The 9,269-nt window shown below is 67.9% G+C and carries 9 protein-coding genes and 1 tRNA gene; 4 read left to right on the forward strand and 6 right to left on the reverse strand.

Annotation, left to right across the window (positions count from 1 at the left end; all coding sequences use genetic code 11):
- Positions 1-212 precede the first annotated feature (212 nt).
- Entirely contained in the window at positions 213-833 is a 621-nt protein-coding gene (locus tag V4Y04_RS19420; protein WP_332429461.1) for a hypothetical protein, read from the reverse strand.
- Positions 834-1,267: 434 nt separating this feature from the next.
- The gene (locus V4Y04_RS19425) at positions 1,268-2,053 is read right to left on the reverse strand and encodes a GntR family transcriptional regulator (RefSeq protein WP_332429462.1); all 786 of its coding nucleotides are present in this window, start codon (positions 2,051-2,053) and stop codon (positions 1,268-1,270) included.
- Between the two features lie 323 nt (positions 2,054-2,376).
- On the opposite strand from V4Y04_RS19425, the gene V4Y04_RS19430 reads away from it, so the two are divergent.
- The 3 genes from V4Y04_RS19430 (at position 2,377) to V4Y04_RS19440 (ending at position 4,618) form a co-directional block, all read left to right on the forward strand.
- Positions 2,377-2,814 carry an ATP-binding protein gene (locus tag V4Y04_RS19430; RefSeq protein ID WP_332429463.1) on the forward strand — a complete coding sequence of 146 codons (438 nt, stop codon included), beginning with the start codon at positions 2,377-2,379 and terminating at the stop codon, positions 2,812-2,814.
- A 730-nt stretch (positions 2,815-3,544) separates the two neighbouring features.
- Entirely contained in the window at positions 3,545-3,991 is a 447-nt protein-coding gene (locus V4Y04_RS19435; protein WP_332429464.1) for a helix-turn-helix domain-containing protein, read from the forward strand.
- A 42-nt stretch (positions 3,992-4,033) separates the two neighbouring features.
- Positions 4,034-4,618, forward strand: coding sequence for a PIN domain-containing protein (locus V4Y04_RS19440; protein WP_332429465.1), 585 nt, complete (start codon positions 4,034-4,036; stop codon positions 4,616-4,618).
- A gap of 453 nt (positions 4,619-5,071) precedes the next feature.
- Here V4Y04_RS19440 and V4Y04_RS19445 read toward each other — a convergent pair whose 3' ends face one another.
- The 3 genes from V4Y04_RS19445 to V4Y04_RS19455 all read right to left on the reverse strand — a co-directional run bounded on the left by V4Y04_RS19445 (position 5,072) and on the right by V4Y04_RS19455 (position 6,888).
- Positions 5,072-5,494, reverse strand: a complete 423-nt coding sequence (locus tag V4Y04_RS19445; RefSeq protein ID WP_332429466.1) for a PIN domain nuclease — start codon at positions 5,492-5,494, stop codon at positions 5,072-5,074.
- Positions 5,491-5,706 (reverse strand): type II toxin-antitoxin system VapB family antitoxin, encoded by a 216-nt coding sequence (locus V4Y04_RS19450; RefSeq protein WP_332429467.1) that lies wholly within the window; start codon positions 5,704-5,706, stop codon positions 5,491-5,493. Before V4Y04_RS19450 ends, V4Y04_RS19445 begins: the two co-directional genes overlap by 4 nt.
- Positions 5,707-6,817: 1,111 nt before the next feature.
- A tRNA-Gly gene (locus tag V4Y04_RS19455) sits at positions 6,818-6,888 on the reverse strand.
- A 569-nt stretch (positions 6,889-7,457) separates the two neighbouring features.
- On the opposite strand from V4Y04_RS19455, the gene dcd reads away from it, so the two are divergent.
- Complete coding sequence (gene dcd / locus V4Y04_RS19460; protein WP_332429468.1) at positions 7,458-8,033, forward strand: dCTP deaminase; 576 nt, start codon at positions 7,458-7,460, stop codon at positions 8,031-8,033.
- 114 nt (positions 8,034-8,147) lie between these two features.
- On the opposite strand, the gene V4Y04_RS19465 is transcribed toward dcd, so the two are convergent.
- Entirely contained in the window at positions 8,148-9,215 is a 1,068-nt protein-coding gene (locus V4Y04_RS19465) for a Yip1 family protein (RefSeq protein WP_332429469.1), read from the reverse strand.
- Between the last annotated feature and the right edge of the window lie 54 nt (positions 9,216-9,269).

The raw sequence follows: 9,269 nt of genomic DNA on the forward strand, positions 1-9,269 counted from the left end.
TGAATAGCGAGATTGAGGAAGCCCACAGCTCTGACCAGGTCGGATGCCGTGGGCTTCTGTCGTTGTTGGTTGGCGTCGGCTCACCTCGGACAGCCCCAGGACGGCCCGGTGTCTCGTTCTCATAGAGGGGCGGCTACGCCCAGCGAGTGGCCAAAGCGCTGATCACCTGGCTCACCCATGCTTTGGCCGGGCCTTGGCACGCGAGCCCAGCCTCAGGGGCGTTGTGCGTTTTGCAACCGCTCGACCTGCCGGTTGACCAGATCGGCGGGGAAGGACGCGCTGCCATCGACGTTCAGCTTGTGGAACGTCACGATCGTGTTCCCGGCCCGCACCACGGTGAACTGCTCGTTGCGCTCCTCGGAGTGCTCAGGGCCCATGGGGATGGTCTCCCGGAATCGCACGGCTTCGTTCCCAACGTCTGGGGCCTGTTCCATCGTCAGCGTGGACTTGAACTTCCCGACCCAGCCCGTGCCTTCATACGAGCGGCAGGAGTCGAGTGCCTGCTTGAGCTGTGTGAAGGCCTGCTGGGCTTTCCCGTCTTCGTAGGCGGCAAGCGTCGAGCCGCCACCCCAGATGTCACCCTTCCAGTTGAAGACCTGAAAGACGACGGTGGACGCGCGCTCTCCGTTGCGGATATCGCGCGTGGTCTGGCAAGCGGGGTCGGACACCGGCGGGAAAGAGCGCTGTTCCTCTTTCGGCTTAGGGTCCTGCACCGGAATCCCGTCCTCGTGCGCCCCCGCAACCTCGCCCTCCTTGAAGGTGAGTGCCCGCAACTGTGCCCGCGTCAGAGGCGCTACGGCGGCCTTGGCCGATGCGGTCGCCCGCGGTCCCACCGAGTCTGGTCCTGCAGCTGGCCCTGCGGAGCACCCGGAGGCCATCAGAACCCCGGAAAACACAATGCCGAGTGCCGGCATAGGCCGCAGTGCGCGGACGTACATGGATGTTCCCCCAAGGGCTGTGAGAGTGAGGGCGCTGACTGTAGCCGTGCTGGGTCGTCCATGACCAGGGATTTCCTATGAAACTACGGGCGCGACGGTCGCTGAGGTTTACTGGGCTGGCCAGCCGCGTACGCGCAGGAATGGCCGACTGCGGTCGTGTCATGGCCTGCGCCGTGGACACGCGGTCGGCGTAGCGACTTTGGCCGGGAGCGGGCGGCTGGCGGTGCCGAGCGGGGCGGAGACATGAGCGCGGGCGCCGACGGACGCCCGCTCCCGCCCGGAGGAGCGAAGCGACGACGGGTGCTTGAACCTGTGAAGAAGGTTGTAACTCAGTTGTTGATTGGGGTGGTTCTCGGGCTCGCGTCGAAGTCGTACTCCAGGACGTACGAGGCGGCGTCCAGTGTCATCTCGTTGACCTCGACGGGGTGGCCCTTGTCCGTGAATGCGGTGCGGCAGATGAGGATGACCGGAGTGCCCGCGGACATGGCCAGCTGTGCCGCCTCGTCCTTCGACGGCATGCGTGAGCGGATCTCTTCGCGGAAGTGCACCGGTTCGTATCCGAGGTCGGCGAGCCTTGCGTAGGTTCCGCCCGGCCCGGTGTCCTCCTGGGTGATCGCAGAACCGGCGACCAGGGCCATGGGGAGGTAACTCGTCGCGAGCAGGACCGGCTTGCCGTCCAGGACGAAGCGCCGGCGCCTCACGCATGTCGTCCCGTCGTCGGTCAGGTTCAGGACCGCGTTGATGCGGTCGGGCGCCGTCTCCTCGGACACGGTGATCCGGTCGACCTCAAGTGCCCGGTTCTCGACGTCCGCCGACCAGATGGACCGGCCGTTGCCCCACTGGTCGCGGGCCAGTCGCTCGATGCTTCGGCGTCGGATCGGGCGGAAGGCCCGGACGAACACGCCGGCGCCCTTGCGGGCTTCGGCGACGCCTTCGTCCCGGAGGACGCTCAGGGCCTGTCGGGCTGTCATGCGGGCCACGCCGTACGTGGTCATGAGGTCGTTCTCGCCCGGAAGCCGATCACCGGGACCGTAGTCGCCCGACTGGATCGCCTCGCGCAGGGAGTCCGCGATCCGCTGGTACTTGGGCCGACGGTCGTCGTCGGTAGTCGCCATTCCGGAACCCTCCTCGCTTCTCTAGACACCTTAGGCCATAGGTCGGGGGCTCGCTCGCTGCGCGTAACCGCCCGTGATTCCTGCTCGCGGGCGTCCCGGTTGACATCTCTAGAGATGTGGCAGATTCTGGGGATGTCTAGAGAGGTCGCGCTTCGGTCTCTGTGGACGCGGGGGTGCCCGTCTGTCGTCGTTCGGCATCGGCCCCTTCTCGACAGCAGGGGCGGCGGTGCCGTCATCGAATTCTGTGGCGCCGCTCGAGACGCTTCGACGGCCGGAGCCAGCGCTGCTGTGATCACGACGGCAGTGGCAAGGAGTGAGCGCGGATGACCTGCATGATCGACCGTTATCCCTGCGAGGAATCACCGCGGCTCGGGGCGATGACCTTGCATCCGATTCCGGAGTCCGCCCCCCGGGCCCGACGCTGGTTCCGGAAGTTCATCACCCCGTACGGTCCGCTCTGCTCGGTCGACGACTGCGTTCTGATGATCTCGGAACTGGTGACCAACGCGATCCTCCACGGACGGTCGGACGAGGCGTGGGTCGTACGGGTCGAGTGGTTCCGGGAGGGGACCTCGCTGCGTGTGGAGGTGCACAACCCGGGATTCCCGGCGAGCGTGTGCCTCCGTCGACCGGACGCCGACGACGCGCACGGACGCGGGCTGCTCCTGGTCGACTCCCTCGCCGCATCCTGGCACTCCGGCCCAAGCCGTTTCGGGGGGACGGTCGTCTCCTTCGTGATGGTTGACGCCTGGCCCGCCTGAGGCGCTTGGGTGGCGTACGGCGCGGGGAGATCGCTGTGTGCCTGCGGGCCGGCGTTGGACGTCACCGTCGCAAATGCTTGACCGTCACGACCAGGGAGACGGGCGACGATTCTTCTGGCGTGGATCTGGCACACGACAACCGATGACCGGGGACAGCAAAAAGGCCCGGGTCTCCGACCTGGGCCTTCTGCGTGGAGCGGGCGACGAGAACCGAACTCGCGCCCTCAGCTTGGGAAGCGACGGCGCTTGGGGAGCAGGACGGCTTCCGACCTGGGCGTATCAACTCTGGTGCGGCGTCCCGGAGCGCGGGACAGCGCCGCTGTTGACCGTGGTTCACCGGTGTTGTGGGCACGTTAAGGGCACGCCGCCGGCCCGGAGGTTCGGGGCGCTCCACTCAGTGGGGGAACCTCGGATCGCTGTTCACCGCCCCTACTGGCACGGCTGCCCGTGTGGCGTCAGGAGGGAGGTCGATCGGCAGGGAAGTCGTATGTGCTCGGCGGTGGTGTGCTTCGGCAGGAAGTCCAGCCCTGGGGGCATGAGCTCGGCATGCCGCCGCTCATGGATCCGAACCGAGGGCCTTGTCGGACCGGTGGCAGCGGAGACGGGAAGGGGGCAAGCCGCTCCTGCGCACGGCCAGGGGGCTCGGCTTCTCGACGGTTGCCCGTACTGGTCCACCAGGTTACAGTTATTTCAGATGTATTCCTCGCCGGGGCAATGATGGGAGGCGGTCATGGCTCGTTCCAGCGTTCTTGCCCGTGCTGAGAAGATCGAACCGGATCCTTCGCACCAGGGCGCGTTCGCCGCGACTGCTCGGATGGCACCAGAGTCGGTCGAGCTGTTGGTGCGTACTCCGGACGGCCGGGAACTGGCTCTGCCTGGGGAGCTGGTCCGCGTACTCCTGGCCTCGGCCGGCGAGTTGGCCCGCGGGCATGCGGTTACGGTCCTGGCGTCCGAGGTGCAGTTGTCGCCCACTGAGGCCGCTGAGCTTCTTGGCTTGTCCCGGCCGTTCGTCGTCCGCTTGCTCGATGCCGGCGACATCCCCTCGACGAACCTGCCTGGCAGCAGCCACCGCGTGGTCCGCCTGGCGGACGTGCTGGCTTTCCAGCAGCGGCGTGAGCGTCGCAGGGAGGGGCGGCGCCAGATCGCTGATGCCCTGGAGGGCGCCGATCTGCCCTGATCATGGGTGCCGCCGGTAGCCGTCAAGGAGAAGAGGGGGAGTGTGGCAGCGCGGGTCTTTGTGGACACCAACGTCTTATTTCCGTTCTCGGTGATGGACGTGATGCTGGCCCTCACCGAAGACCTCATCCACGAGATCGTGTGGTCCGAACGGCTGCTCGCGGAGTGGGAGCGGGTCATCGTCCGGGAGGGACGGCGTTCGGCGGAGTCGGCTGCCGCGGTTGCGCAAGCCGTCCGACGTTTCTTCGCCGACTGTGAGATCGAGGCGGCGGCCTACAGGCACCTTGTGGATGAGATGCCGGGCGATGACCCTGACGACCGGCACCATGCGGCGGCAGCCGTGGCCGCCGTGGCCGCCGGGGCCGACGCGTTGATCACGTGGAACCTTGCCGACTTCCCTGCCGGTGAGTTGGCTGCGCGTGGAGTGCGGGTGATCGAGCCGGATTCTTACCTGTGCGGGCTCTGTCGCGAGTTTCCGCATGAGGTGGTGGAGACGGTGGTCAGGCTCGCCGGAGAGAAGCGCAACCCACCAGTCACGAGTGCCGACGCCGTCGCCCGACTCGCGAAGGCTGGTCTGCCCGGCTTTGCTGACCTTCTGACGCGCCACCTCGGGCGCCGAATGACGTGATGTGGTGCGAAGGCATCGCGGGGCGCCTGATTCGATCTGGACAACAAAGAACCCCCGGGTCTGTGACCTGGGGGTTTGTCGTGGAGCAGGTGACGAGAATCGAACTTGCGCTCTCAGCTTGGGAAGCGACGGCGCTTGGACTGCCTCGTCCCCTCTGACCTGCCCAGATTCGTGGTGCTGCTGGAGGTGCGGCGACCTGATGGCGCCGCTGTTCATCGTGGTTGTCCGCTCTTTTGGGCACGCCGTGGGCAGGGGAACGCGGCGAGCTGACGCGTGGGGCCTGCGAGAGGCTTCCTCTGCCATGTTGGACAGGGCGCATCGGCTGGCTCTGCTGTGCCCTTGCGGATGCACACGATGGTTGGCTGTTCCGTCCCTGCCGTGACGAAGTTGTTCCCGCCTGGCCGGTGACGGGCGGAGGGCCGAAGGAACAGCCGAACGCCCGGCTCCCTGGGTTCATTTGCCGGGTTCTGGCCCGTACCACTGGAGCGCCTGGCCTGTGACGGCGGCGATGCATGCGAAGTCCCGGTCGCGGTGCAGGAGGGTCAGTCCCTGCAACTCGGCCGTGGCGGCCACCACGAGGTCGACGGCTCCGGCACTGCGGTGCTGTCCGCGCTGGGTGAGGATGTTCTGCACCTGCCAGGCGCGGTCGTAGGCGCGGTCGTCGACCGGCACCCAGCCGAAGAGCAGGCGCAGGTCCTCGATGCCTTGGGCACGGTCGGCGGCGGAACGCGTGCTGTAGAAGAACTCCAGCTCGGTGATGGGGCACGTGGCGATGAGCCCGGCTGCCGCCGCCCGGTCCCATCCGTACTGCTCGGCGTCGCCGCGCAGCAGACGGGCGAGTGCGCTGGTGTCGATCAGGAACTGAGCGGCGTTCACCGACGGTAGTTTCCCTTGTCCTCAAGGAGATCGAGATCGAAGGCGCCCTCGGCCGCCGTCGCCCGCAGGCGGGTGAGGGCCAGCGCCCGCCGCCGGTTCTCCAGCACCTCGCGCAGGGCGGTGTTCACCGTCTCCTTCTTGGTGCTGGTGCCGAGGGCCTTGGCCACGTCGGCGACCAGCTGGTCATCGAGGTCTATTACGGTGCGCGTCATTGATGTGCCTCCATAGATATATCGAGTGCCATCAAGTATATATAGGGATGTCACTCCTGCTGGATGGTGACTGCGGACGAGTGGCGGTACGAGAGGGAGAACAGCCCCGGCGTGCCCGGCGGCCATCGCCTGATCACGCGTATGCGGAGCGCGGTCGTGGCAGAGGTGGCGCGAGCGGCCGTCACCACCTGGGAGCGGCGCGCGGCGGATTTCCCCGACCCCCGGCGTACCGTCGGCCAGGACTACTTTCACGAGTCGGAGATCTTGAGCCGGCTCGAGAAGGCACGGCCGGGGAGCCGGGAGTTCTCCACCCCGCTTCCCACGGCGTACCTGATGCCGACCGATCGGGGCGCTACCGGCTCAAGGCGGGCGACATCGTTTGCGTCCGCGCAGGCGCCATAGGGCCACCGGCCTCGGTACGGAGGGGGCAGCCGGCGGTGGGGCGCACGCGGCCGGGATGACGGCCACCTCTCCGGCGCCGTCGAAGTGCTCGCGCCCCACAGGGTGCTCTCCGGCGGCCTCCCTCACTCGGGTGCGCCAGAAGGTGAGTTCGGCGTAGTCGGCGGACCGGAACCTCCGGCCACCCGGGTCACCGAACTTCAGGTCGAGCCCTGGTCCGGGTCTGCCTGTGGTGCGTACGCACCACAGGCAGACCCGGACCGGAGCGGGGCTTGAGACCCGGAGTCCGGCCGGACTGTCATGCCCTCGGCGGACGAGCGGCGGGCCGCCTCCTGGGGCAAGGCCGTACTTGACGTGACCGGCTCGTGGGCCGAGTACACGAACTCGCCGCCCGAACTGCAAGGTCGTCGCCGACACGTACAGAAAAAAGCGGACCCTGCCGGCCTGGGCGAGCGCGATGAGCGTGCCGTCGTCGGCCGTCGCTACTTTCGAAACACGCCCTGGTCCACCCGCACCGCCGCGCCGAACAGGGCGGGCGCCTGGTCGACCGCATGGCTGCCCAGGACAGGATCCGAAGCCCTGGGTGACCACGCAAGTCCTTCTTCGAGTCCCGCTGTTCGAAACAAGTGGGTGGCACGTCCTTGGCGTGCCACCCCCGACTTGGACTGGACAATAAACAAACCCCAGGTCACTGACCTGGGGTTTCAAGAAGAGCGGGTGACGAGAATCGAACTCGCGTTCTCAGCTTGGGAAGCTGATGTTCTACCATTAAACTACACCCGCTTGTGATCCGGGACACTGATCTCGACCGGTGTCCGGATGCTCGCCCACTGTACCCCATGCCAGGTCCCCGGTGTTTTCCGTGCCGGGGGCCTGATGGCGTTTCAGGGGTGGAAGCGTGTGCGGAGGGCTGGAGTTGGGGCGTACGGTGGGGCCCCGAGTGGGGGGGTGCGCGGGCGGGGGTGCCGCCCGCAGGGTCGTCTCCTTGATCCCGTAATGTGGCTTTTGTCGTCAGGGCAGGAAGTCAGACGCGGTTCTTGGGAAGGGACTCTTGGACTTGATGGAGCGCACCGTCGTCCGCTGTGCCGATGGGCACGTATTCGCCGCCACTTCGTTCCCGATGCAGCAGGCCGAGCGACTCGGCCCCGGTCGGTTGCTGCGTTGTCCGCGCTGTGCGCGGCTTCGCAGCGTCGTACCGGTGGCTTTCGAGAAGCGGTAGGGCCGGCAGGGCCGGGTTCGGCCCGCCGGCCGGTCGTGAGACCGAGCGGTGGGCCGGAGCGGCACACCTTGGGCATGGGCGCGTGGGGCGGCGCGATGGTGGCCGGCCTGCGCGCCTTGCGTATCCTCGGGGAGTGCTTCTCTCAGACAAGGACATCCGGGCCGAGATCGACGCCGGGCGGGTACGGATCGATCCCTACGACGAATCCATGGTGCAGCCGTCCAGTATCGACATCCGTCTCGACCGCTTCTTCCGGGTGTTCGAGAACCACCGGTACCCGCACATCGACCCCTCCATCGAGCAGGCGGAGCTGACCCGGCTCGTCGAGCCGGAGGGGGACGAGCCCTTCATCCTTCACCCCGGTGAGTTCGTGCTGGCCAGCACGTTCGAGGTCATCTCGCTGCCCGACGATCTCGCTTCGCGGCTCGAGGGGAAGAGTTCGCTGGGGCGGCTCGGGCTCGTCACGCACTCGACCGCCGGGTTCATCGACCCCGGCTTCTCCGGGCACGTGACCCTCGAGCTGTCGAACCTCGCCACGCTGCCCATCAAGCTGTGGCCCGGTATGAAGATCGGCCAGTTGTGTCTGTTCCGGCTCAGCTCGCGCGCCGAGTTCCCGTACGGCAGTGAGCGGTACGGGTCCCGTTACCAGGGGCAGCGCGGGCCCACCGCCTCGCGGTCCTTCCTCAACTTCCACCGGAGTCAGGTGTGAGCGGGCAGGTTCTCGACGCGTAGAGAGCGGTCGAGGGTAGATCAACAGGAAGGGGGCTCCCGATCGGGAGCCCCCTTCCTCGTGTGCCTCGTGTGCCGCGTGTGCTGCTCGTGGTCAGAGCGTGCCCAGCTTCACCAGGGACAGCAGGGCCAGGAGCTGGATCGCGGACGCGCCCAGGGCCTTCGGCCAGGGGAGGTCGTGGGAGCGGCTGACCATCAGGGTGAGGAGCGCGCCGCCCGCGACCCAGGTGGCCCAGCCGACGATCTGGACGAAGCCGGCGTCGCCGCTCGCGAACATCGCGAGGATCAGGCGGGGGGCGTCCGTGAGGGACATGATCAGCATGGACAGGCCGACCGTGGGCTGCCAGGCGCCGTTGCCGCCGAGCTGGCGGGCCAGGGAGTGGGTGACCACGCCCAGGATGAGGAAGCTGATCACCATGGCCACGCCCGTCATCAGGATGATGGGTATGAGGCTGGTGACAGTGGCGTCGATCGCCTCTTCACGGGCGCCGTCGAAGCCGAAGATCGCGAGCAGGCCGTAGAGGAAGGTGACGGTGAGGGCGGGGCCCCACACCGTGTAGTCGCGCATCTGCAGGAAGGTCCGGTCAGGGGCGGTGACGATGCCCTTGAGCAGGTCCTTCCAGCGCAGGCGGGGGCCGACCGGACCGGGCAGGGGATCCGCGTCGCCGGGATACGGGTCCTCGCTGATCCGGAAGGCCTGGGTGTGCCCCGGGTTGTTGGCCGCGTACGGGTCGTGGGGGGTGTGTGGGGCATGCGGGGCGTGCGGGCCGGGAGGGTACGCGCCGCCGTCGCCGAAGTATTCGGGCTCGCCGTGGCCGCCGCCGGCACCGGGGCGGTGCTGTCCGCCGTAGCCGCCCGGACCGCCCGGACCGCCCGGACCGTTCGGCCCGCGGTTCACCTGCGGCCAGCCGCCGTTGCCGCCTCCGCCGTAGGACGGCTGCTGGGGCGGGTACGACTGAGGCGCCTGCGGGGAGCCGTACGACGGCCCCGGCGGCGTCTGCTGTCCGTACGGGGGTTGTTGCGGTCGCGCGTGAGGAGCGCCGTTGTTGTCCCGGCCGCGTCCGATCCTGAATCCAGCCACGTTGTCGAACGTACCTGGTCCCGGAGGGCCGCGTGCCGGGCCCGGGGTTTCGGGCCCGCCTTTGCGGCCGAGCTGTGACATCCCTTAAGGGGTCGTCAGCATGGTGGTCCGCCCTGCGGATGGCTTGACGCCGGC

The sequence above is a fragment of the Streptomyces sp. P9-A2 genome (assembly GCF_036634175.1).
GTDB lineage: Bacteria > Actinomycetota > Actinomycetes > Streptomycetales > Streptomycetaceae > Streptomyces > Streptomyces pratens.